Origin of the sequence: Lutibacter sp. (genome assembly GCF_013041805.1) — a bacterium.
Lineage (GTDB): Bacteria > Bacteroidota > Bacteroidia > Flavobacteriales > Flavobacteriaceae > Lutibacter.
This window is the reverse complement of the sequence record NZ_JABDRI010000028.1, coordinates 15,711-40,875: the sequence shown is the minus strand read 5'-3', so window position 1 is coordinate 40,875 and position 25,165 is coordinate 15,711. Positions and strand designations below refer to the sequence as shown.

The window sequence follows — 25,165 nt, the reverse complement described above, 5'->3', positions numbered from 1 at the left end:
TTGATTACTTTTGACGTTCAAAATTAAGCATAATAAACCTTATAGATGAACAAATCTGAAAAAATAATAGTAGGTATTTCCATTGGAGATTATAATGGTATTGGAATAGAAATTGCTTTGAAAACATTTTTGGATAAAAGGATGTTAGATTTTTGTACGCCTATTTTGTTTGGCTCTACAAAATTAATATCAGCCTATAAAAAAAATATGAATATAAATGTTCCATTTAACGGAATAAAGGATGTTGATAAGGCAATTCATGGTAAGTTTAATATTTTAAATTTATGGAATGAAGAGTTTCAAATTGATCTTGGTACACCTACAGAATCTTCTGGAAAATATGCGTTTGAATCATTAAAAGCATCTACAAATTCATTGGCTAAAGGAGAAATAGACGTGTTAGTTACAGCACCTATTAATAAAGATAATATCCAGTCAGAAGATTTTAAATTTCCTGGTCATACAGAATATTTAGAGTCTCAATTAAATGGAGAAAGTTTAATGATTTTAATGACTGATAAACTAAAAATAGGCCTCATAACTGGACACATTCCTGTTTCTAAAGTTTCAGAAACTATAACTCCGGAATTAATTCAAAAAAAGGTGGATATTTTGTATAATACATTAAAACAAGATTTTGCTATCTCAAAACCGAAAATTGCCATTTTAGGCCTTAATCCTCATTGTGGAGATCACGGCGTTATTGGAAATGAAGATGATGAAATAATAATGCCCACCATTGCTAATATTCAGAAGGAAGGAAAGTTAGTTTATGGTCCTTATGCTGCAGATAGTTTTTTTGGTTCAGAAAATTACAAAAACTTTGATGCTATATTAGCCATGTACCACGACCAAGGATTAGCTCCCTTTAAAACATTGTCTTTTGGAGAGGGTGTAAATTTTACGGCTGGATTGGATAAAATTAGAACTTCTCCAGATCACGGTACAGCTTATGAATTAGCAGGAAAAAATGCAGCAAATATTAGTTCATTTAAAGAAGCTGTTTTTACAGCAATTCAAATTTACAAGACTAGAGAAGAGTATAAAAGTTTGACAGAAAACCCATTAAATGTAACTAAGCAAAAAGAAAAACGATAAATTTTTAAAATTTATTTATAATTTTATATCTTTGCACGCTCAAATTGAAGTTCTAAATGAAAGATTTAAAAGAGTATGACATTTCTTTTATGGGATTAAAAGAAGGAAATCATCAATTTGAGTATGTAATTGAGAAGAAGTTCTTTGATTTTTTTAACTATGATGAATTTTACAATTCAAACATAAAAGTAGAGTTGTCTTTTTTAAAAAAAGCAACAATGTTTGAATTAAGCTTTGGTGTAGCTGGTTGGGTTGAAGTGACCTGTGATGTTACAAATGAATTGTTTCATCAACCAATTGAAACAAGCATGAATTTAATTGTAAAATTTGGAGACGAATTTAATGATGAAAATGAAGATTTAATAATTATACCATATTCAGACTATAAATTTAATATTGCACAATATATTTATGAAGTAATAGTTTTGTCTGTACCTATAAAAAAAATTCACCCAGGTGTAAATGATGGTACATTGCAATCAGAAGTTTTAGAAAAGTTAAGAGAGTTAGAAATAAAAGAAGAAGATTTAGAGAAAAATAATAAGGAAATTGATCCTAGGTGGAATAAATTAAGAAATATACTAATAGATAAAAATACAAATAATGGCGCATCCTAAAAGAAAAATATCAAAAACAAGAAGAGATAAAAGAAGAACTCATTATAAGGCTGTTGCACCTCAAATAGCTGTTGACCCAACAACAGGAGAAGCACATTTATATCACAGAGCTCATTGGCACGAAGGTAAATTATACTATAGAGGTCAAATAGTTATAGATTCTGAAGAAATACAAGCTTAATAAGCTAGTTTAAAAATTAAAAAAAAACTCTCAATTTTGAGAGTTTTTTTGTTTTTTAGCCTATAATTCATCAAAAATTGCTAGAATTGAGTAAATATTCAAATTATATTTCACTATTTTTACCCACTCTTTGTTGATGAAAGAAATTAAATTATGACAAAAATTACAGCAGCAATAACAGCCGTAGGCAAATATGTTCCTGAAGATATTTTAACCAATAAAATGTTGGAAAAATTAGTAGATACTAATGATGAATGGATAACTACTAGAACAGGAATTAAGGAGCGAAGAATTCTAAAAGGAGAAGGAAAAGGAACTTCTTACATGGCGATAAAAGCGGCACAACAATTAATAGAGAAGAAAAAGCTAGATCCTAAAGAGATTGATTTAGTAATAGTTTCTACTGCAACGCCTGATATGCAGGCGGCTGCAACCGCTGTTTTTGTAGCTTCCGAAATAGGTGCAACTAATGCTTTTGGTTTTGATTTAGAAGCTGCTTGCTCAAGCTTTTTATATGGTATGTCGGTCGCTTCAAGCTATATAGAATCTGGTAAATATAAAAAAGTACTGTTGATTGGGGCTGATAAATGTTCTTCAATGATAGATTATACAGACAGAGCTACTTGTATAATATTTGGCGATGGAGCTGGCGCAGTTTTGTTTGAACCTAATAATGAAGGTCTAGGGGTGCAGGACGAATACCTTCGTAGTGATGGAGCTGGGAGAGAATTTTTACAAGTAAAAACAGGAGGTTCTCTATATCCAACAACAAAGGAAGCAATAGATAAAAGAGAGAATTTTGTATTTCAAGATGGTAAAACTGTTTTTAAAAATGCTGTTTTTAATATGGCAGATGTTACTGTAAAAATTCTAGAAAAAAATAACTTAACAAAAGAAGATGTAACTTGGCTTGCAGCACATCAAGCAAATAAAAGAATTATTGAAGCAACTGCGAATAGAATTAGCTTGGATAGTTCTAAAGTAATGATGAATATTCAAAAATATGGAAATACTACTTCTGCTACATTACCATTACTTTTAGCAGATTATGAAGACCAACTAAAAAAAGGAGATACCATAATTTTTGCTGCGTTTGGAGGAGGATTCACCTGGGGGTCAATTTACTTGAAATGGGCATATAACTTATAAAAAAATAACAACTAAAACTAAACGAATATGGACATAAAAGATATTCAAAACCTGATTAAATTTGTTGCAAAATCTGGAGCAAGTGAAGTAAAGTTAGAAATGGAAGATATTAAAATCACCATTAAAACTGGTTCAGAAAAAAGTGAGACAACTATTTTACAGCAAGCACCTATAGGAATGCCTCAAATGTCAGTTGCTCCACCAGTAGCTCAGGCAGTTCCAGCGGAAACACCTAGTTCTCCTGCTGCTGATGAAACTTCAAAATATATAGAAATTACATCGCCAATTATTGGAACTTTTTATAGAAAGCCTTCACCAGATAAACCAGTTTTTGTGGAAGTGGGTGATTCAGTAAATTCAGAAACTATAGTTTGTATGGTTGAAGCGATGAAATTATTTAATGAAATTGAAGCTGAAGTTACGGGTAAAATTGTAAAAATATTAGTTGATGATGCAACTCCGGTTGAATTCGGTCAGCCATTATTTTTAGTAGACCCTTCATAGATTTTATTTTTAGTTTCAAACAATAATTTTGGAGCTATTTTTATTAAGTAATTTGAAAGTACTATGTTTAAAAAAATATTAATAGCCAATAGAGGTGAGATAGCCTTGCGAGTTATAAGAACTTGTAAAGAAATTGGAATAAAAACAGTTGCTGTGTATTCAACTGCAGATGCAGAAAGTTTACATGTTCGTTTTGCAGATGAAGCTGTTTGCATTGGCCCACCTGCAAGTAGTGAATCTTATTTAAAAATGTCTGCAATTTTGGCTGCAGCTGAGATTACAAATGCAGATGCAATTCATCCTGGATATGGGTTTTTATCTGAAAATGCTAAGTTTTCGAAATTATGTGAGGAACACAACATTAAATTTATAGGAGCTTCCGCTGAGATGATTAGTAGAATGGGAGATAAAGCTTCTGCAAGAGCGACTATGAAGGAGGCAGGTGTTCCAACAATTCCTGGCTCAGATGGACTACTAGACACCTTAGAAGAAGCTGAAAAGTTGGCTGATGAAATGGGGTATCCTGTAATGTTAAAAGCAACTGCTGGAGGAGGCGGTAAAGGTATGAGGGCTGTATGGGAAAAAGAAAACCTAAAAGATAATTGGGATTCTGCCAGACAAGAGGCATTTGCAAGTTTTGGAAATGATGCTATGTATATGGAGAAACTTATTGAAGAACCTCGACATATTGAAATTCAAGTAATTGGAGATTCTTTTGGAAAAGCATGTCACTTGTCAGAAAGAGATTGTTCCGTTCAGCGTCGTCATCAAAAGTTAACGGAAGAGGCACCTTCACCTTTTATGACTCCACAATTAAGAAAAAAAATGGGTGATGCTGCAGTAAAGGCAGCAGAATTTATAAAATATGAAGGGGCAGGAACTGTAGAATTTTTAGTAGATAAGCATAAGAATTTCTATTTCATGGAAATGAATACTCGTATTCAGGTAGAACATCCAATTACAGAACAAGTTATTGATTACGATTTAATTTTTGAACAAATAAAAGTTGCAGCTGGAATTCCAATTTCAGGTAAAAATTATTTACCTAAATTACATTCTATTGAATGTAGAATTAATGCTGAAGATCCATACAAAGATTTTAGACCTTCACCTGGTAAAATAACAACTTTACATATTCCTGGAGGGCATGGAGTAAGAGTTGATAGCCATGTTTATGCAGGGTATACAATTCCTCCAAACTATGATTCTATGATTGCAAAATTGATAACAACTGCGCAAACACGCGAAGAAGCTATTAATAAAATGCGTAGAGCTTTAGATGAATTTGTTATTGAAGGAATTGAAACTACAATTCCGTTTCATAGACAGTTAATGGATCATCCAGATTATATTTCAGGTAATTATACCACAAAATTTATGGAAGATTTTGAATTGTTACCTAAAGAATAATTGTAAGTTTCAAACTAAAATAAAAATAAAGGATATGAGTTTTCATATCCTTTATTTTTTATAAATTTACTTTCAATTAGAAATCTTATGAAAGAAAAAGAGTTACATATTGATGGTATTGATAAAATTATTTTAAAAAATTTAATGAATGATGCTAGAACTCCAATATTAGGGATTGCCCGGAAAATTGGAATTTCTGGAGCTGCAATTCATCAAAGATTACGCAAGTTAGAGGCTTCAGGATTAATAGCTGGCTCTAAATTTGTAATTAATCCTAAAATAATTGGCTATAAAACATTGGCATTTGTAGGTATATTTTTAGATACTGCAAGTAAATATTCGGAGGCAATAAAACGATTAAAAGAAATTCCTGAGGTAATAGAAAGTCATTACACTACAGGTGATTGGGCTATATTTATAAAAATATTATGCAAGGATAATGAGCATTTAATGAAATTATTAAACGAAGAAATTCAGTCTATTAAAGGAGTTGCTAGAACAGAAACGTTTATTTCATTAGATCAACAAATAGATAGACAAATTAAATTGTAGAAAAGTAGTTAAATACGACTTTTTTAATCTCTTGAACCTAAAATTCTTAATCCCCAGTACAATAGCATTGCCAAAGATCCTAATGCAGCCACTAGATACGTTCTTGCAGCCCATTTTAAGGCATCTTTTGCTCCATCTTGTTCAATAGTAGTAAGCATATTTTTGGACTTTAACCAAGCTAGTGCGCGATTACTAGCATCATATTCAACAGGTAGCGTAATAAAGCTAAAAAATGTAGCCACTGCCATCATCGCCAAACCTACAACTGCAATTATAAAACCTATTCCCGTATTTCCAGAAGCTGCACCTAAAATTATTCCACCTATTACTAACCATTGCGAGAATTTTGAAGAAATATTAACAGCAGGTACTAATTTCGATCGTAAAGTTAACCACTCATATGCTTGTGCATGTTGGACTGCATGGCCGCATTCATGAGCTGCTACTGCCGCTGCAGACGCATTTCTTTGATTATAAACGACCTCACTTAAATTAACAGTTTTGTTTAATGGGTTATAATGATCTGTCAATTCTCCCGGGGTTGAGATAACCTTAACATTAAAAATACCGTGGTCATTTAACATTTTCTCAGCAATTTCTTTTCCGCTTAACCCATTCTTTAAGTGAATTTTAGAATAATAAGTAAACTTATTTTTTAAGCGTTTGCTCACTAGCCAGCTTGCTAGTGAAATAACTCCAATGATTAGATAAAAACCTGTCATAAATTTCTTTTTAAGTATTGTTTTTTAATTGATAAATTTACAACATAAATTATTCCAAAAACAAGTAACAGACAAAATGGCAAAAATACCGCAAATACTTTTAATATACACAGGGGGAACTATAGGAATGGTTAAGGATTTTAAAACAGGAGCATTGCGTACATTTAATTTTGATAAATTATTGAAGCATATTCCTGAAATTAACCATTTAAATTGTAGCATAAATAGTGTTTCATTTGATTATCCAATTGATTCGTCAAACATGAATGTAGATAATTGGGTAGCCCTTTCTGAAATTATTGAAGAAAATTACGAACTGTATGACGGCTTTGTTGTTTTACATGGGTCTGATACCATGTCTTACACTGCTTCTGCAATTAGTTTTATGTTAGAAAACCTTTCAAAACCAGTAATTTTTACAGGTTCACAGCTACCTATAGGAGATTTAAGAACTGACGCGAAGGAAAATTTAATAACCTCCATAGAGATTGCTTCATCTCAAGAAAATGGAATTCCAATAATTTCTGATGTATGCTTGTATTTTGAATATAAATTATATAGAGCAAATAGAACAACAAAAGTAAATTCAGAGCATTTTGAGGCTTTTACTTCACCAAATTTTCCACCGCTTGCTGAAAGTGGGGTTCACTTAAAGTTTAATAAACAACTATTACTTAATACTAATTTTAATAAACCTTTAATGGTTAGAAAAAAAATGGAAAACAAAGTAGTTATTTTAAAAATATTTCCGGGTATTACAAAGACTATTGTTGAGAGTATTTTAACGATTAAAGGGTTAAAAGGTGTAATTATGGAAACTTACGGTTCTGGAAATGCGTCTACTGAAAATTGGTTTATAAGCTTGTTAAAAAATGCGATTAGTAATGGAATTCAGATTATAAATGTAACTCAATGTATTAGTGGTACTGTTATTATGGGTCAATATGAAACAAGTATTGAACTTGAAAAAATAGGTGTTATTAGTGGAAATGACATAACAACTGAATCTGCAATAGCCAAATTGATGTATTTATTAGGTGAAAATATAAAAAAAAATAGCTTTAAAAGTATTTACGAAACTTCATTAAGAGGTGAAATTAGTGTTAAAGAGTGATTTTTATTTAACTAATTAATCATTATTTTTTTTATTTTTCAATAAATCAATCAATTTGGTCTTGATTTTTGATGAAAGTTTAAAAAATAAACTTATCAAAAAAATAACTTAAATTAGGTGTAAAATTTTCAGAATTCAACATTTTTTTGTTACTTGCCATTCGCAAAAGCTGTTAAGTTAATAAAAGCTTAGAAGTTATTAAACTTTGCTAACTTTGTTTTATAAGTTTATTTGCTTTGTGAAAATTATTATATATTTAAACCGAAAAATTAATAAATTAACTATTACACAATGAAAAGAGTATTTACTATCCTTGCGATTACAGGATTATTGTTATTTGGAGCAGCACCTAAAGCTATAGCACAAGATGCAGCTAAAACTGAGCAAGTTGCTGACGCAACAGAATCTAAAACATTTCATCAAGAATTAAAACAACGTTTTATTGAAGGTGGACCTTTCTTTATGGGAATTGTATTAGTAGCCTTAATTTTAGGTTTAGCTATTGCAATTGAAAGAATTATTTATCTTAACATGGCTACAACTAACACTAAGAAATTAGTGAATAAAGTTGATGAAGCTTTACAATCAGGAGGAGTTGAAGCGGCAAAAGAAGTTTGTAGAAATACAAAAGGACCTGTTGCATCAATTTTTTATCAAGGACTTGACAGAATGGATGAAGGTGTAGATGCAGCTGAAAAAGCAGTTGTTGGTTACGGTGGAGTTCAAATGGGATTGTTAGAAAAAAATATTTCTTGGTTATCTTTATTTATTGCTTTAGCACCAATGCTTGGTTTCATGGGAACTGTAATTGGTATGATTGCTGCGTTTGACTCAATTCAAGCAGCTGGTGATATTTCTCCAACAGTTGTTGCAGGAGGTATTAAGGTAGCTTTATTAACAACCGTATTTGGTTTAGTTGTTGCAATTATTCTTCAAATTTTTTATAACTATATTATCTCTAAAGTAGATAGTATTGTTAATAATATGGAAGATGCTTCAATTTCACTTGTTGACCTTTTGGTTAGACATAAAAAATAAGAATAATTATGAATCAGAAATTATCAAAAATATTGACATTAGTCGCAGGGCTAATTGGCTTGATAGGTTTCTTTTTCTTCATCAGAATAATGATTGAAGGAGATGAAGCTCTTAAAGTTGATGCAGATCTACAAGGTAGTATCTTGTCTCCATTCATATGGTTTTCAATTATAGTATTAGTAATAACTGCTATTATTGCAGTGGTGTTTTCAGCTGTAAATATGCTTAAGCATCCACAAGTTTTAAAAAGAACTTTAATGGGTGTTGGAGTTTTACTTGTATTCTTAGTTGTTGCCTATTCTCTTGCAGATGATGGAGCAGTGATGTCTATGGGTAAAGTATTAAAAGATGGAGAAGCTGGTAGCGTTTCAAAATGGGTAAGTACAGGGATTAACTTTAGTGCCATTTTAGGTGTTATTGGTTTTGGAGCCTTTTTTATAGACTTTGTTAAATCATTACTAAAAAATTAACTGAAAATGGCAAGAAGAGAAAACTCAGAAATTAATGCGGGTTCAATGGCAGATATTGCGTTCTTGCTGCTAATATTTTTCTTAGTAACTACTACTATGGATGTTGATTCAGGGATTGCACGTAAATTACCTGAAAAAACAGATGAAAAACCAGAAGTTATTATAAAAGAAAAGAACGTTTTAGATATTGTTGTGAATAGAAACAACCAATTATTAGTAGAGAACGAATTTGTTGAAGTTACCGATATTAAGAGATTGGCAATGAATTTTATTGACAACGGAGGAGGGTTATCTACAGCAAAAGATGGTAAGCCTGCTGAACCTTGTGATTATTGTAACGGTGCAAAAGATCCAGCATCTTCAGATCATCCAACAAAAGCAATTATATCTTTGCAGAGTGATAGAGGTACAACTTACGGCATGTATGTTTCTATACAAAACGAAATTGAAGGAGCTTATAATGAACTTAGAAATAAATTAGCCTTAAGCAAATATAAAAGATCTTATAAAGATTTATTAGATGACTATAAGGATAATGGGAGTGAAAGTTTAAAAGAGAAAATAGATTTTTTGAAGGATAGTTATCCTCAAATTATATCTGAACCAGAACCAATTAAATAATATCAGCATATGAGTAAATTTAAAAAGAAGAAGAAAGGATTACCTGCTATTTCTACGGCATCCTTACCTGATATTGTATTTATGCTATTATTCTTTTTTATGGTATCAACTACTATGAGAGAAACAGATTTATTATTGAAAAAACCTGTTCTTCCTACAGCAAGTGAAGTAAAAAAGTTGGAGCAAAAAAGTTTGGTAAGTACCATTTATGTTGGTAAATCAAAAGACGCTAGGATATCTGGAGATAAAATTCAGGTAAATGATAAAATTATTGACGTAAAAGATGTTCCTAGTTTTATTTTTGCGGAAAGAGCTTTGAGAAGTGAGGATGAAGTTAAATATATGACTACATCTATAAAAGCTGATAAAGAAGCAAACGTAGGTACAATACTTGATATAAAAGAGCAGTTACGAGATATTAATGCTTTAAAAATTAGTTTTTCAACTACTAAGGGTAGTAGTATTGAAACAAATTATAAAAATTAAAGAATTAATTACAATCTAACTATTAAAAAAGGCAATCAAATACTATTTGATTGCCTTTTTTACTTTTATAAAGTATATTTGTTTTATGAGAAGGCTTTTGTTAGGAATTAGTTTTTTATTTATATGTTTTCATCTTGTGGCACAAGATAGTTCAGATGACAAAAGTTTGAGATACCTTGAAGATCAATTATACTTGTCTTTATCTTATAATATCTTATTAGATAAACCATCTACTATTGCTCAAAATGGTTTTTCAGGAGGTTTTTCCATTGGTTTTGTAAAAGATATACCGTTTACTATAAAAGGTGATTTAGGTATTGGAATTGGCGTAGGATATTCATACAACGCATATATTCAAAATTTGAAAATATCTAAATCAAACAGTCAAACTTCTTTATTTGAAATTGGTAGTGGTTATACTAAAAATAGATTTGCTACGAGTGCTCTTGAGTTACCGTTTGAAATTCGTTGGAGAAATTCAACAATTGATAAGTATAAATTTTGGAGGGTTTATGGAGGTTTTAAAATTAGTTATTTGTTAGGTGCTAAATCAATTTATACCGATACGATTGAAACTATTACAACTAAAAATATTGATGAATTTAATAAGGTACAATATGGATTAACCTTAGCTACTGGTTTTAGCACATGGAATTTATACGTTTATTATGGTTTAAATTCTATTTTAAATGAGGCCGATTTAAATGGTAATTCATTATTTCTTAGAGATTTTAAGGTAGGCCTAAAATTCTATATGATGTAATAAATTGTATATACAATTAATTGAGAAACTAAACCAAATAAAAACCCTAATAAAACTTCACTTACGTTATGTGCTTTTAATCTCAATCTAGAAGATGCAATAAGCCCACTAAGAATAAATAATATAGATATTAATACTATTAGATTTAATTGGTACGTGTAACTAAAATATATAATAAAGCTTATTAAACCACCAGCAGCAGATGTATGAAGACTTATTTTAAGTTTGTAATGAAGTAGTAGATAAGAAAAAAGTAAGCCTAGTCCATAGCCAAAATACAATAATGATAAAATATCAACTATATTCGATTTATAAAGCCAATTTCCTAAAATAAAAGAAATTGATACAAATAGTAATGTAGGAAATTTTCGTTCCTCAATTGTAACCATATGATAGCTATCTATCATTTTAAAGCGCTTTAATAGTAGCAATAAAATCAATGGAAAAGCATAAGTAAATAGCAAGATAACAGTTATAATTAAATGCTCTTGAGGCTTAAAAATATATTCAGGAATTAAGAGAAAATATAATATAGTACCAATAATTGGAAAATTTATAGGGTGTAAAAAATAAGATATGAACTTTGAAAATTTCATTTCACTACATTTCTTTTCTTAATCGTGCGACTGGAATATCTAATTGCTCTCTATATTTTGCAATAGTTCTTCTTGCAATAGGATACCCTTTTTCTTTTAAAATAGCTGCTAATTTATCATCAGTAAAGGGCTTCTTTTTACTTTCTTCTCTAATTACAGTTTGTAATATGTTTTTTATTTCTTTAGTCGAAACGTCTTCGCCTTCATCATTTTTCATAGATTCTGAGAAGTACTCTTTAATTAATTTCGTACCATAAGGTGTTGATACATATTTGCTGTTAGCAACTCTCGATACGGTTGACACATCCATATTAATGGCATCAGCTATATCTTTTAGTATCATGGGTCTCAATTTTCGCTCATCACCACTTAAAAAATATTCTTTTTGATGCTCTATAATTGCACTCATGTTCAAAAACAAGGTTTGTTGTCTTTGCTTTACGGCGTCAATAAACCATTTAGCAGCATCTAATTTTTGTTTAATAAACATCACAGCATCTTTTTGTGATTTAGATTTATCTTTAGAGTCTTTATAACCTTTTAATAAATTATTATATTCATTTGAGATATGAAGTTCGGGCGCGTTTCTAGAGTTTAAAGTAAGTTCTAATTCTCCTTCTACTATTCTAATCGTAAAATCTGGTACAATTTGTTGAGCAATTTTATTGTTTCCTACAAATGAGCCACCCGGTTTTGGGTTAAGTTTTTCAATTTGTTGAATACCTTCTTTTAATTCTTCTTCCGCAATATGATATTTTTGAAGCAATTTAGAGTAATGTTTTTTAACAAATTGGTCAAATGAATTCTCTAGAATATTGATGGCTAGTGTTCTGCTAGGTTTTTCTTTTTTACGTTTCAATTGAATTAAAAGGCATTCTTTTAAATTTCTTGCCCCCACACCTGCAGGGTCTAATTGTTGTACAATTTTAAGAAGCCGTTCTAATTCTTCTTCAGTGGTAAAAATGTTTTGTGTAAAAGCTAAATCGTCTAAAATATCAATTAAATCTCTTCTAATATATCCGCTATCATCTATACTTCCAATTAAAAAATCAGAAATTATCTCTTCTTCTTCTGTTAGCCGATAGGTGTTTATTTGAGATTTTAGATGTTGTGTAAATGAAGTTCCAGAGGCATAAGGGATGTTTTTTTCGTCATCATCAGCCGAATAGTTATTTGCTTGAGTTTTATAATTTGGAATCTCATCGTCACTTAAATATTCATCAATATTTATATCTTCAGTGTCAATATTTTCATTTCCAGTAGTATCATAGTCATCTTCAGAATTAGAATCTTCATATTCATCACTATTTTCTTTACCACTTTCTAGTGCTGGATTTTCCTCTAATTCTTGCTTTAAGCGTTGTTCAAAAGCTTGCGTAGGTAGTTGAATCATCTTCATCAACTGAATTTGTTGAGGAGATAATTTTTGTAATAATTTAAAATTTAAACTTTGCTTTAGCATACATTCAACATATATTTCCTTTTGTTAAAAATACAAAAAAAAGCATACCATAACTGATTGGATGCTTTTTTATACGTTTAATTAAAATTCAGCATTTTGAGGGGTACGTGGATAAGGAATTACATCACGTATATTTCCCATTCCTGTTGTAAATTGAACTAAACGTTCAAAACCAAGTCCAAATCCGCTATGCACTGCTGTTCCAAATTTTCGAGTGTCTAAATACCACCACAATTCTTTTTCCTCAATACCTAATTCGGCCATTTTTTGCTGTAAAACATCTAAGCGTTCTTCACGTTGACTTCCTCCAACTATTTCTCCAATACCTGGAAAAAGCACATCCATTGCTCTAACTGTTTTTCCATCTTCATTTAAACGCATGTAAAATGCTTTGATATTAGCTGGATAATCAAATAGAATTACTGGACATTTAAAGTGTTTCTCTACTAAATAGCGTTCATGTTCACTTTGTAAATCTGCGCCCCATTCATTGATTAGATACTGAAATTTTTTCTTTTTATTTGGTTTTGAATTTCTTAAAATATCAATCGCTTCTGTATAGCTAACTCGTTTAAAATTATTGTCTACTACAAAATTTAGCTTTTCTAACAAAGACATTTCATTTCGTTCAATAACTGGTTTAGATTTATCTTCTTGCGTTAATCTATTATCTAAAAAAGCTAAATCGTCTTTACAATTTTGTAATACATATGATACAACAGATTTAATAAAATCTTCTGCTAAATCCATATTGTCATCTAAATTATTAAAAGCAACTTCAGGTTCAATCATCCAAAATTCAGATAAATGACGAGTAGTATTTGAATTTTCAGCTCTAAAAGTTGGTCCAAAAGTATAAACCTTCCCTAATGCCATTGCATAAGTTTCAGCTTCTAATTGACCAGAAACAGTAAGGTTTGTTGTTTTTCCAAAAAAATCTTTTGAGCGGTCTATTGCTCCATCATCAGTTTTTGGTAAATTTTCAACATCCAATGTGGTTACATTAAACATTTCACCAGCGCCTTCTGCATCTGAACCTGTAATTATTGGCGCGTGAAAATTATAAAATCCGTTTTCAGTAAAATATTTATGAACTGCAAATGATAGTGCAGATCGTAATCGCATTACGGCACTAAATGTATTGGTTCTTATTCGTAAATGCGCATTTTCTCGCAAAAACTCAAAGCTATGTTTTTTCGGTTGAATAGGATATTCTTCAGGATTAGAGTCTCCTAGAATTTCTATTTCAGAAACTTGTATCTCAACTGTTTGACCTTTTCCCTGACTTTCAGTTAATGTTCCTTTTACTGATACTGCAGCACTTGTTGTAATACGTTTTAAAACACTTTCATCAGTGTTTTCAAAATCCACTACACATTGTATATTATTTAACGTAGAACCATCGTTTAAAGCAATAAAACGATTAGCTCTAAAGGTTCTAACCCAACCTTTTAAAGTTACTTCTTGTAAAAATTTATCTGAACTTAAAAGTTCAGCAACAGTCATTCTTGTCATAATCAAAATTTTAAGAATTGCAAAGATACATTAACAATTGAAAAAGCAAAAAAACTCACCTTATTCTTTATTTATCACCATTGTCATCTTCAGCAGATAAAATATCTAAAGTAGGTTCTTTTAAAATTTCTTTGCTTGCAATATTTTTTTCTAAAGATAGTAATAGTGAAGGCAATAGCAATAAATTTGATGTCATTGCAAATAATAATGTAATTGAAACTAATCCTCCTAAAGCAATTGTTCCTCCAAAACTAGATACGGTAAACACTAAAAAACCAAAAAATAACACAATTGAAGTATAAAACATGCTGACACCTGTTTCTCTTAATGCATTATATACAGATTGTTTAATACGCCAATTATTTGCTATGAGCTCTTGCCGATATTTAGCTAAAAAATGAATGGTATCATCTACAGAAATACCAAAAGCAATACTAAATACTAAAATAGTCGAAGGTTTTATTGGAACCCCTAAATAGCCCATTAAACCAGCTGTAATTAATAATGGAAAAACATTTGGAATTAATGAAATTAAAATCATTCTAAATGAACGAAATAAAAATGCCATGAAAATTGCAATTAACAAAATGGCTAATGAAAGAGAAACGACTAAGTTGTTAATTAAAAAGTTGGTTCCTTTAAGAAACACCAGTGCTTTACCAGTCATTGATACGTTGTAGTTATCTTCTGGAAATTCTTTATCAATTTTTTGTTGCAGACGGTCTTCAATAAGCGCCATTTTATCTGTACCAATATCTTTCATAAAGGTGGTAATACGCGCGTATTGTCCAGTTGAATCGACAAAATTTTTCATTAAATCATCATTCGACGAAGAATTTTTAGTGTAAGATAAAATCCAGTTCTTTTCTTGATTGGTAGGTAATTGATAATATTTAGGGTTTCCACCGTAGAATGCTTGTTTTGAGTATTTTACTAAATTTAATACTGAAATTGATTTCGAAAGTTGTGGGATTTCATCAATAGTTTCATCCAATTTATTCATACGTTTTAACGTAGAAAGCTTCATAACACCTTTTTCTACTTTGGTATCAATTACGATTTCTAGTGGCATAATGCCACCAAATTCTTCTTCAAAAAATACAATATCCTTAAAGAAATCTTCACCTTTTGGCATATCTTCAATAATACTACCAGAAACTTTAATTTGATAAATACCAATCATACTTATAAAAATCAAAGCAATAGTAGTTATGTAAACTAATATTCTATGATTTCTAACAATGTTTTCCATCCATTTTACAATAGCTTCAATCCACTTGCGCTCTAAATGTTTTAAATGCTTTTCTTTTGGAAGTGGCATAAAACTATACATTATTGGAATAATAAGTAATGCCAAAATAAAAATACCTATAATATTAATGGAAGCAATAGTTCCAAATTCTCTTAAAAGCTGACTTTTAGTAAAAATAAATGTTCCAAAACCTGATGCTGTGGTAACATTAGTCATTAAAGTAGCGTTACCAATTTTTGTAATTACACGTTGTAAAGATTTTGCTTGGTTACCATGTTTTTTTACTTCTTGCTGATATTTATTAATTAGAAATATGGCATTCGGTACCCCAATTACAATTATTAATGGAGGAATTAAAGCCATTAAAACTGTAATTTCATATCTAAATAAGCCAATAAAACCAAAAGCCCAAACAACTCCAATGCTCACCACTAAAAGTGTAATGAAAGTAGCCCTTATTGAACGGAAAAAGAAAAAGAAAATTAGAGCGGTAATACCTAAGGCTAAGCCTACAAAAAGTCCAATTTCATCAATAATATTCTGAGCGTTCATGGTCCGTATGTACGGCATTCCTGAAACTCGAATATCTAAATCGTATTCTTTTTCAAATTTTTCAATGGTTGGATTTAATATATCAAAAACAAAATCTTTACGAGCTGCAGTGTTTACAATATCCTTTTTTAAATAAACAACTGTTCTAATAGTACCCGTTTTTTTGTTGAATAAAAAATTATCAAAGAATGGAAGGTTTTCAAATAACTCTGTTTTAATTTTTAGAACATCTTCAGTTGTTTCAGGGGTTTTATCATATAACGGCTCAACATCAAACTTTTGTTCTTTATTATTTTTCTTTAATTTTTTAATATCCCCAACAGCGACTGTAAAGTCTACTTCAGATAAACTATCTAATTGTTTGGAAAGTTTATTCCAGGCATTGAATTTTTTAGGTGTAAATATGGTGGAATCGTTTGTAGCTAAAATTATTAAATTACCTTCCTCTCCAAATAGATCTAAAAAATGGTCATATTCAATATTAACTTCATGATTCTCTGGTAATAAATTAGCTTCTGTGTAAGAAAAACGCATGTATTGCATTTGTGAAGCTAAAAAGTAGGTGAAGGCACCTATTAATACAAGTATAAAATACCGATTTTTTAGTATTATCCTTGATACATGAGTCCAAAAATCCATTGTCAAAATTTTCGCAAAGGTATAAAAATAGTTTCGCTTTTACTGATTTGTTTTTAAAATCCTAATCTTAATTTATAGGTTAATTTTACAGCCAAATTATCGCTCCATTCAGGGTTTTTATAAGCGCCATATCTATAAAAAGCGCTAAGACCAAAACCTTTAAAAAGGCTGTTAAACTCTAAGCCACTTTCTAAATATCCTTTATTCAAGCTTTTAAATTCTAATCCGTTATGATAGGTTGGATTTGAAATATCACCAATAGCCGCTCTCGTTACTAAGGTTAATTGGGGTTTAAATTTATTAGATATTTTAAAAGATGTTATTTCGTGTTTTAAATGTATGGCCGCAAATCTGTCTGAAATAAACTCATTGTATCCCATTGTTTCAAAGCTATTTTTACCAGCAAGCGTAACTCGTTTTAACCAAGGATTTTTAAATGTATAATTAGGAGTTGAGTTGTATAAATGCGAAATTGGAGTTTCACCAAAAAGAATTCCACCTTCAGCTAATATATGCGTTGTTGCTTTTCTAAGTCGCTTTATTTGATGCATAACTCTAAAATTTAGTTGTGTAAAGTTAAAATCACTTTCTATTAAATTTTTAAAACTTTTGGTAAGTTGAAAGGTAAACTGAGGAAAACTATTTTTAATTTGTAACTTACCTAAAGGTGAATTCATATATTCATTTTTTGGGTTGTATTGAAATCCGAATGAGGCAGTTGTTAAGTTATATTCTGATAAATTTTTAGTTGCTGAAATGTATTGATAGTTAAAAAGCGGTTTATAATCTCCGGTACTTAATTGAATTTTTGCTTCTAAATTTGGTTGTATATCATGTTTTAAAAACGCATTTACTGTTTTGTAGCTGTAAAACTTGCTAATATTTAAATTTCTTGGATTGATAGGGGAAAATGAATTATTCTCGGCAATAAAATCTAAAGAGGCTGCTTCTTTTATATCATTGGTATAATTCCCTCCAAACCAAGTATTAGTTTCTTTATTTAATCGGAATGAACCACCAAAACTGTATTTAAAATCAGTGTCTTTCGTTCCATATGCTAAGTAAGATTCCAATTTAAATTTTGGAGAAAAATTGGTGTTAGTTTCGCCACCAAAACCAATTCGTAACCCTTCATAATTATTTAGGTTGATAATTTTACCAAGGTCAAGATTGATGTATTTAGTTGGATAATATCCTTTTAAAATATTTCGTGCAATATTAATTTTTTTCTCAACATTATCTTCTAATGCTAAACTATCTAAGGTTTTGTAGGTGTTTTTTCCACGAAGGGTTAATGAATCTGTTCTGTAAATATTCCAAAATTCTTCTGTTTTTTTATGAGCATCATCATTAAATTGAATTGTTGAAGATGATTTTTTTACTACAACGGGTGTATTAATTTCAAAATTTGAATTCACCGATTTAGAAATGAAATAGGTAATGTCACTAGCATTTTTTTTGTTAGTTTTTATAATAGAGTCATTTTTTTTACTCTCGCTAAATTTAACTGTGCCTCCAAAAAGTGAAATATTTTCATCGTTGTTTCCTTTTTTGAGTACAATATTCATATCTTCAGGAAACCATATATTGTATTTTTTTTGATACCTATAATTTTGAGTTGCTTTAACGTTTGCAATACCTTTTAATTCAGCAATCGCTTTTGTAATCGCATAGTTTTGAGAATCTATATACAAAACACCTTCAATACCTAAAACTTCTTTTTTTATTTTAGGCTTAAAGTAAATTAGAATTGAGGTTCCATTTTCTGTAGTAACAGTATCTAATATTTTATAATTGTATTGTTTAATGGCATTATTAGCAATAGGATTTGTGTATTTAGTTCCTGCGAGTGTATAAAACTCATTATAAAATGAAAAATCTTGAAATGTAATAGCTAGAAGCTCATAAATAGGTTGTTGTAGCCCTGCCATTCTAGATGCCAAAATAATTTCCTTTTTTTTCTTTCCTTTTTGAAATTGAAATTCAGATATTTTTTCAGAAATATATAAGTGTTGTTTATCAATTTCCTTTTTAAACTTATAATTAGAGGAGTCTATTTTTTTGAATTTTTTCTCACCATTTTTTAAAACAAAAATAGAATCTATTTTTCCATTAATTGAGTCAGGATTTGCAGTGACTAATATTTTATTGTAAGTATCAAATTTGAATGAATTTAATGCTTTTTCAATATTATTTTTTGATTTATTAGCGATTGTATTTCTAATAATTTGTAATGCAGGATTTTCTTTGGCAGTTATTAAAACTTCTTTTAAATTTTCAACAGAAGCTTTTAATTTGATACGTACAAATTTATCATCATTCGAAATAGGAACAGTTACAGCTTGATAGCCCACATATGAAATTCTAATTTCTTGAAATGAATTTTTTGCTTTAATATTAAATTCACCATCTAAATCAGTTAACGTTCCAAAATTTGTATTGGTCACAACAGAAGCAAAAGGAAGAGGTTGTCCTGTTTTACTGTCAATAACAATTCCTTGAATTTTAGTTTGTGAAATCGCAAAAAAGGGAATTAGTAATACTACTAAAAGTATATTTTTCATAGATGAAAATTTCTTCAGGAAGAAACAAATATAGAGTAATTCAAAAAATATAAAAATCACCTGTTTTTATTTGTGAAAAGTTTAACGCTAAAGAATAACTACTTTTCCTGTACATTTCTTGCTTCCACTTAAATATTCAACTTCTTAAATACTAATTTATGCGTGTATTCCATTATGACCATTTGATTCATGATACCAAGAGAGCGCTAAAAGAAAAATAGAAACAATACAAGATCCAATAAGAACTACAAAACCTCCCGGCCATCCCCAATAATCAACTACAGCCCCCATTGCAATATTTGCAAATAGGGCACCACCTAAATACCCAAATAAACCTGTTAATCCGGCAGCAGTACCAGCAGCTTTTTTAGGCACTAAATCTAACGCATGCACACCAATCAGCATCACAGGCCCATAAATTAAAAAGCCAATAAATATTAAAGCAATTGAGTTTGCAAGTATAGATTCACTAGTCCAATACATAAATAATGAAACCATTACTAAAAGCATATATATAATACTTACAGGAGCTCTTTTCCCTTTAAAAACTTTATCACTTAAATAACCGCAAAGTAAAGTGCCAGGAATACCGGCCCATTCATAAGCAAAGTAGGCCCAACCTGATTCTTGAATTGAAAAGCCTTTGCTTTCTTCTAAATACAAAGGAGCCCAATCTAAAACACCATAACGAACCAAATAAACAAAAGCATTAGCAAATGCAATTGACCATAATAATTTGTTTTTAAAGATATATTTGAAGAAAATTTCTCTAGCGGACATTTCTTGTTCAAATTTTTCTGAATAAATATCTGGATAGTCATTTTTATATTTTTCAATATTTGGAAGCCCACAAGATTGGGGAGTATCTCGTAATAATAGCCAAGTAATTAATGCTACAGCTAAAGCAATAAAACCGGGAAAATATAATTTGGCATGCCAGTCAGCAAAAATAGCAACGCCTAAAATTGCAAGAGGACCAATAATACCACCACCTACATTATGAGCCACATTCCAAATAGACATTTTCGTTCCGCGTTCTCTTATTGAGAACCAATGCACCATAACTCTTCCAGATGGAGGCCAACCCATTCCTTGAAACCAACCATTTATTAATAACAAAACAAACATAATTGCTACCGATGAAGTCGCAATAGGGATTATTCCCATGGCAATCATTGTAAAAGCTGATAATACCAAGCCCGCAGTCATAAAATTCCGTGCATTACTTCTGTCCGAAACATTACCCATAATAAATTTACTCAAACCGTACGCAATTGAAACACCAGATAAAGCTAACCCTAATTCAGTTTTTGAAAATCCTAATGCCACTAAATCTGGCATTGCTAAGGAAAAAACTTTTCGAACCAAATAATAACCAGCATAGCCAATAAAAATTCCTAAAAAAACCTGAAGTCGTAATTTTTTATAGCTACTATCAATTTTTGCAGATGCTATTTGTTCTTTATGAGGTGCAGGTTTAAAAATATGTAACATAATTTGGTTTGTTTGCGGTTAATTTAAGATATAATTCGTTGCAATAGCGTTAAATTTTTCAATCTGTATTTTTTCCCACTCTTTATTGAATCCTAATTCTTTAGCCAATAAATTAGCTACTTTAGGTGCAATTCTAACACTTTCTTTAGCATCTAAAAAAAGAGCTCTTGTTCTTCTAGCAAGAATATCTTCAACAGTTCTTGCCATTTCAAAACGTGCTCCCCAAATAACTTGTGCCGTTATAATTTTTAAACTTTCACTTAAATAATTTTCTAGATTTTCTGATTTTGCCAAAACTAACAATTGTTCTGCGTCACTTCCGTAAACAGATAAAGGATCTTCATAATTTACGTCTTCCATACATCCGTGTATTTTCAAGTTTTTCGTATTGGATGTTGTTTGTTTAAAATCAGTTTTTTTAATTAATAGATTGATAACATCTTCACCCATTTGTCGGTAAGTAGTCCATTTTCCACCGGTAATAGTTAACATACCTGAATCTGATATTACAATTTTATGTTTTCTAGAAATTTCTTTCGTTTTTAAACTTCCCTCTTTTGGTGCTGCTAGTGGTCGTAAACCAGCAAAAACACTTTTTACATCAGACCGATTAGGTTTTTTTGCCAAAAATCGTCCGGCTGTTTCTAAAATGAAATCAATTTCTTCTTCTAAGGCTATTGGTTCCAGTTCAGCATTCTCTTTTAATACATCAGTAGTTCCTACAATAACTTTTTGATGCCATGGAACAGCAAACAATACTCGTCCATCTTTAGTTTTTGGAATCATTATGGCATAATTATTCGGTATGAATTCTTTATCCAAAACTAAATGAACTCCTTGACTAACACAGACCATTTTTGGAGCATTTGGTGTATCCATTTTTATAATATCATCAATAAATACACCAGTTGCGTTTATTACGTTGTTTGATTTTATATGGAACTCTTTTCCAGTTTCTTGATCAAAAGCAATTACTCCAGTTACCTTATTATTTTCTTTTATGAGGCTACTAACTTTCATATAATTGATAACAATTCCTCCTTTTTCAATAATTGTTTGGCATAAGTTTATTCCAAAACGAGAATCATCAAATTGACCATCGTGATACATTACACCTCCTTTTAAGCCTTTTCTTTTAAGTGTTGGAATACATTCTAGGGTCTTTTTTCTTGAAGTTGGAATAGACCAACCAAGGCTTAATCGACCAGATAATAAATCGTATATAGTTAATCCAAGTGTGTAATAAGGTTGCACCCACCATTTGTAGGCTGGAATAATAAATGATTGATTTTTAACTAAATGAGGAGCATTTTTTTTCATAAAACCTCGTTCTCTTAATGCCTCTTTTACCAGTGAAATATTTCCTTGTGCTAAATATCTTACACCTCCGTGAACTAGTTTTGTACTTCTACTTGACGTTCCTTTTGTAAAATCATTTTGTTCAAGTAAAATAACTGAATATCCTCTTGATGAAGCTTCTAATGCAATTCCAAGTCCAGTCGCACCACCACCAATCACAATAAAATCTAATTTATTGTTATAATTCCTAATAGAATTTAATATTTTGGTACGATGCATAGCAATCTTTCCAGTTAATTAAATAATGATTTACTTGTAAAGATAGAAAGACTTTTTTTAATCCAATTATATAGGTGAGCATCTATAATTTTTTATAAAGGCTCAAAATAAAATTCCCTCCTTTTTTTGAATAAGGAGGGAATTTATAAAAGTTTAAAAGTAGAAGTTAAAAAATTAAACTTTCATTATTTCAACATCTTTAATTTTATAATGTTCATCAACTTCCGCGATAAATTTATCAGTTAAGTTTTGAATATCAATTTCAGCATTAGCTTTCATATCTTCAGAAGAATCATCTTTTTTTATTTCATTCATAGCCTCCCTGCGATCGTTTCTAATACTTACTTTAGCAGTTTCAGCTTCAGCTTTTGCTTGTTTAGAAAGTTCCATACGTCTTTCCTCAGTTAATACAGGAACATTAATAATAACTATTTCACCGTTGTTCATAGGGTTAAAGCCTAGGTTGGCATTCATAATTGCTTTTTCGATTTCGTGTAGCATATTTTTCTCCCAAGGTTGAACAGTTATGGTATGGGCATCCATAGTTCCCACATTTGCTACTTGTGTTAAAGGTACTTGTGAGCCGTAATATTCAACAGTTACACTTCCTAACATTGCCGGACTTGCTTTACCTGCTCTAATATTTCTAAATTCTTTTTCTAAATGCGTAATTGCATTTTGCATTAGTTCTTTTGTACTATCTATTATAAAGGCTAATTCTTCATTCATAATTGAAAAATTTTAATTATATATTTATTTATCAACTTTTGTTCCAATATTTTCTCCTGATATAACTTTTTCAAGATTTCCTTTTGTATTCATATCAAAAACAACAATAGGTAAATTATTTTCTTGACTTAAAGCAAATGCGGTCATATCCATAACTTTTAAGCCCTTACTCATTACATCTTTATAAGTGATAGAATCAAATTTAATGGCATCTTCAAATTTTTCAGGATCAGAAGTGTAAATACCATCAACACGTGTTCCTTTTAAAATAACATCTGCATTAATTTCTATGGCTCTTAAAACGGCTGCTGTATCAGTTGTAAAATAAGGGTTTCCGGTTCCGCCGCCAAAAATCACTACACGTCCTTTTTCTAAATGACGAACAGCTCTTCTTTTTATAAAAGGTTCAGCAACTTGTTCCATTTTAATTGCAGTAAGCAATCTTGTTTTTATTCCAGCATCTTCAATGGCACTTTGCAATGCTAATCCGTTAATTACGGTTGCTAACATTCCCATATAGTCTGCTTGAACTCTATCGATACCATTACTTGCGCCAGCCACACCTCTAAAAATATTTCCACCGCCAATAACAATAGCAACTTCAATACCTTTATCAACAATTTTTTTAATTTCTAAAGCATATTCAGCTAAACGTGCTGGATCTATACCATATTGACGACCTCCCATAAGAGCTTCACCACTTAACTTTAAAAGAATTCTTTTATATTCCATAATTTGGTTGAAAGTTACGCAAATATAATAAATACTTTAGAAGTATTTAAAAGGATAAACATAGATAATGTTTAATGTTTCATCTATTTTATTTTTAGTTTAAATTTTAGAGATTATTTAATTAAAATAAATATAATTGTAACGTTACTAGTTAAATTCTATTTTAATGGAATTCTCAAATAAATATTGTTTATTTTTAACACAGTTATCAGGTATCATTTGTATGTAAAGAATTCATATGTTTAAATAGGATACTGATTTATCTATATTTAGAAACGGTATAATAAATTTCAAACTAATGTCAGATCGAAGAGAGTTTATAAAAAAAGCTACCCTGGGAACTATAGGTGTGAGTACTTTTTTAAGTTGTAATCAAGTTGAAAATAAGAATGAAAAACAGGCAGTATTCCCGGAGAGTAATCAAAAAAAACCTTTGATTATTTCTACTTGGAATCACGGATTACCTGCAAATAATAAAGCCTGGGAATATTTAAAAAAAGGGAAATCTGCACTTGATGCAATTGAAGCTGGTGTGAAAATTCCTGAAGCAGATCCAGCAATTAGAAGTGTTGGACATGGTGGTTTTCCAGATAGAGAAGGTAAAGTTACCTTAGATGCTTGTATTATGGACTCTGATAGTAATTGTGGTTCTGTCTCCTTTTTGCAAGGTATTAAACACCCTATTTCTGTAGCTAAAAAAGTATTACAAAATACACCACATGTAATGCTCTCTGGGCAAGGAGCACTTCAATTCGCATTATCAGAAGGCTTTGTTGAAGAAAATTTACTAACTGCTGAATCAGAAAAAGATTGGAAGGAATGGCTAGAAAAATCAAAATATGAACCAGTAATTAATATTGAAAATCACGATACAATAAGTATGTTAATACTTGATGAAGAAGGTAATTTATTCGGTGGATGTACCACAAGCGGTGCAGCTTGGAAAATGCATGGGCGTGTTGGTGACTCACCTATTATTGGTGCGGGATTATTTTTAGATAATGATATAGGTGCAGCAGCTGCAACTGGCTTAGGTGAAGCTGTAATTAGAACAGCAGGGAGTGCCATGGTAGTCGAATTAATGCGTCAAGGAAAGTCTCCATTGGAAGCTTGTAAAGAAATAGTTGAAAGAATTTATGCCAAGCATAAAAACCATAAGGATATGGAATATCTTCAAGTTGGATTTATTGCCGTTAATAAAAAAGGTGAACACGCAGGTTATAGTTTAAGGTCTGGATTTAATTATGCAATTTGCGATGAAGAAATTGGAAATAGAATGGAAGATGCAGCGTATAAAATGAGTTGGGAATCTTAGTAGAAAGCAGAT

Annotated in this window: 24 protein-coding genes; 14 read left to right on the top strand and 10 right to left on the bottom strand. The window is 30.4% G+C overall.

Annotation, left to right across the window (positions count from 1 at the left end; all coding sequences use genetic code 11):
* The first annotated feature begins 45 nt into the window (after positions 1-45).
* The 7 genes from pdxA (at position 46) to HKP59_RS03785 (ending at position 5,511) form a co-directional block, all read left to right on the top strand.
* Positions 46-1,098 (top strand): 4-hydroxythreonine-4-phosphate dehydrogenase PdxA, encoded by a 1,053-nt coding sequence (pdxA, locus tag HKP59_RS03815; protein WP_291803591.1) that lies wholly within the window; start codon positions 46-48, stop codon positions 1,096-1,098.
* Between the two features lie 56 nt (positions 1,099-1,154).
* Positions 1,155-1,715 carry a DUF177 domain-containing protein gene (locus HKP59_RS03810; protein ID WP_291803589.1) on the top strand — a complete coding sequence of 187 codons (561 nt, stop codon included), beginning with the start codon at positions 1,155-1,157 and terminating at the stop codon, positions 1,713-1,715.
* Entirely contained in the window at positions 1,702-1,896 is a 195-nt protein-coding gene (rpmF, locus tag HKP59_RS03805) for a 50S ribosomal protein L32 (protein WP_291803587.1), read from the top strand. The genes HKP59_RS03810 and rpmF overlap by 14 nt, the downstream gene beginning before the upstream one ends.
* 153 nt (positions 1,897-2,049) lie before the next feature.
* Positions 2,050-3,045: a beta-ketoacyl-ACP synthase III gene (locus HKP59_RS03800; protein ID WP_291803585.1), complete on the top strand. Its 996-nt coding sequence runs from the start codon at positions 2,050-2,052 to the stop codon at positions 3,043-3,045.
* Positions 3,046-3,072: 27 nt separating this feature from the next.
* Positions 3,073-3,549: an acetyl-CoA carboxylase biotin carboxyl carrier protein gene (accB, locus tag HKP59_RS03795; RefSeq protein WP_291803584.1), complete on the top strand. Its 477-nt coding sequence runs from the start codon at positions 3,073-3,075 to the stop codon at positions 3,547-3,549.
* Positions 3,550-3,612: 63 nt separating this feature from the next.
* Entirely contained in the window at positions 3,613-4,959 is a 1,347-nt protein-coding gene (accC, locus tag HKP59_RS03790; protein WP_291803582.1) for an acetyl-CoA carboxylase biotin carboxylase subunit, read from the top strand.
* A gap of 87 nt (positions 4,960-5,046) precedes the next feature.
* A complete protein-coding gene (locus HKP59_RS03785) occupies positions 5,047-5,511 on the top strand; it encodes an Lrp/AsnC ligand binding domain-containing protein (RefSeq protein ID WP_291803580.1) in 465 nt (154 codons plus the stop codon).
* A 23-nt stretch (positions 5,512-5,534) separates the two neighbouring features.
* On the opposite strand, the gene HKP59_RS03780 is transcribed toward HKP59_RS03785, so the two are convergent.
* Positions 5,535-6,233: a zinc metallopeptidase gene (locus HKP59_RS03780; protein WP_291803578.1), complete on the bottom strand. Its 699-nt coding sequence runs from the start codon at positions 6,231-6,233 to the stop codon at positions 5,535-5,537.
* Between the two features lie 76 nt (positions 6,234-6,309).
* On the opposite strand from HKP59_RS03780, the gene HKP59_RS03775 reads away from it, so the two are divergent.
* From HKP59_RS03775 to HKP59_RS03750, 6 genes are all read left to right on the top strand, one after another.
* Positions 6,310-7,347 carry an asparaginase gene (locus HKP59_RS03775; protein ID WP_291803576.1) on the top strand — a complete coding sequence of 346 codons (1,038 nt, stop codon included), beginning with the start codon at positions 6,310-6,312 and terminating at the stop codon, positions 7,345-7,347.
* 291 nt (positions 7,348-7,638) lie between these two features.
* Complete coding sequence (locus HKP59_RS03770) at positions 7,639-8,385, top strand: MotA/TolQ/ExbB proton channel family protein (RefSeq protein WP_291803574.1); 747 nt, start codon at positions 7,639-7,641, stop codon at positions 8,383-8,385.
* Positions 8,386-8,393: 8 nt separating this feature from the next.
* The gene (locus HKP59_RS03765) at positions 8,394-8,855 is read left to right on the top strand and encodes a hypothetical protein (RefSeq protein ID WP_291803572.1); all 462 of its coding nucleotides are present in this window, start codon (positions 8,394-8,396) and stop codon (positions 8,853-8,855) included.
* A 6-nt stretch (positions 8,856-8,861) separates the two neighbouring features.
* Positions 8,862-9,476, top strand: coding sequence for a biopolymer transporter ExbD (locus HKP59_RS03760; protein WP_291803570.1), 615 nt, complete (start codon positions 8,862-8,864; stop codon positions 9,474-9,476).
* 9 nt (positions 9,477-9,485) lie between these two features.
* Positions 9,486-9,962, top strand: a complete 477-nt coding sequence (locus HKP59_RS03755; protein WP_291803568.1) for a biopolymer transporter ExbD — start codon at positions 9,486-9,488, stop codon at positions 9,960-9,962.
* Between the two features lie 136 nt (positions 9,963-10,098).
* Positions 10,099-10,725, top strand: a complete 627-nt coding sequence (locus HKP59_RS03750; protein WP_291803566.1) for a porin family protein — start codon at positions 10,099-10,101, stop codon at positions 10,723-10,725.
* Here the strand turns inward: HKP59_RS03750 and HKP59_RS03745 are convergent.
* From HKP59_RS03745 to pyrH, 9 genes are all read right to left on the bottom strand, one after another.
* Entirely contained in the window at positions 10,713-11,321 is a 609-nt protein-coding gene (locus tag HKP59_RS03745; protein WP_291803564.1) for a phosphatase PAP2 family protein, read from the bottom strand. The two genes, HKP59_RS03750 and HKP59_RS03745, sit on opposite strands and share 13 nt — an antisense overlap.
* Before the next feature lie 4 nt (positions 11,322-11,325).
* A complete protein-coding gene (gene rpoN / locus HKP59_RS03740) occupies positions 11,326-12,783 on the bottom strand; it encodes an RNA polymerase factor sigma-54 (protein ID WP_291803562.1) in 1,458 nt (485 codons plus the stop codon).
* 81 nt (positions 12,784-12,864) lie between these two features.
* Positions 12,865-14,298: an asparagine--tRNA ligase gene (gene asnS / locus HKP59_RS03735; RefSeq protein WP_291803561.1), complete on the bottom strand. Its 1,434-nt coding sequence runs from the start codon at positions 14,296-14,298 to the stop codon at positions 12,865-12,867.
* A 67-nt stretch (positions 14,299-14,365) separates the two neighbouring features.
* On the bottom strand, positions 14,366-16,741 hold the full coding sequence (locus HKP59_RS03730; RefSeq protein ID WP_291803559.1) for an MMPL family transporter: 2,376 nt from the start codon (positions 16,739-16,741) through the stop codon (positions 14,366-14,368).
* A gap of 53 nt (positions 16,742-16,794) precedes the next feature.
* On the bottom strand, positions 16,795-19,305 hold the full coding sequence (locus tag HKP59_RS03725) for a DUF5686 and carboxypeptidase-like regulatory domain-containing protein (RefSeq protein WP_291803557.1): 2,511 nt from the start codon (positions 19,303-19,305) through the stop codon (positions 16,795-16,797).
* Positions 19,306-19,461: 156 nt separating this feature from the next.
* Positions 19,462-20,799: a glycerol-3-phosphate transporter gene (glpT, locus tag HKP59_RS03720; RefSeq protein WP_291803555.1), complete on the bottom strand. Its 1,338-nt coding sequence runs from the start codon at positions 20,797-20,799 to the stop codon at positions 19,462-19,464.
* A gap of 18 nt (positions 20,800-20,817) precedes the next feature.
* Complete coding sequence (locus HKP59_RS03715; RefSeq protein WP_291803553.1) at positions 20,818-22,377, bottom strand: glycerol-3-phosphate dehydrogenase/oxidase; 1,560 nt, start codon at positions 22,375-22,377, stop codon at positions 20,818-20,820.
* Between the two features lie 174 nt (positions 22,378-22,551).
* Entirely contained in the window at positions 22,552-23,106 is a 555-nt protein-coding gene (frr, locus tag HKP59_RS03710) for a ribosome recycling factor (RefSeq protein ID WP_291803551.1), read from the bottom strand.
* A 24-nt stretch (positions 23,107-23,130) separates the two neighbouring features.
* On the bottom strand, positions 23,131-23,838 hold the full coding sequence (gene pyrH / locus HKP59_RS03705) for a UMP kinase (protein WP_291803549.1): 708 nt from the start codon (positions 23,836-23,838) through the stop codon (positions 23,131-23,133).
* A 298-nt stretch (positions 23,839-24,136) separates the two neighbouring features.
* On the opposite strand from pyrH, the gene HKP59_RS03700 reads away from it, so the two are divergent.
* A complete protein-coding gene (locus tag HKP59_RS03700; protein ID WP_291803547.1) occupies positions 24,137-25,153 on the top strand; it encodes an isoaspartyl peptidase/L-asparaginase family protein in 1,017 nt (338 codons plus the stop codon).
* Positions 25,154-25,165 lie beyond the last annotated feature (12 nt).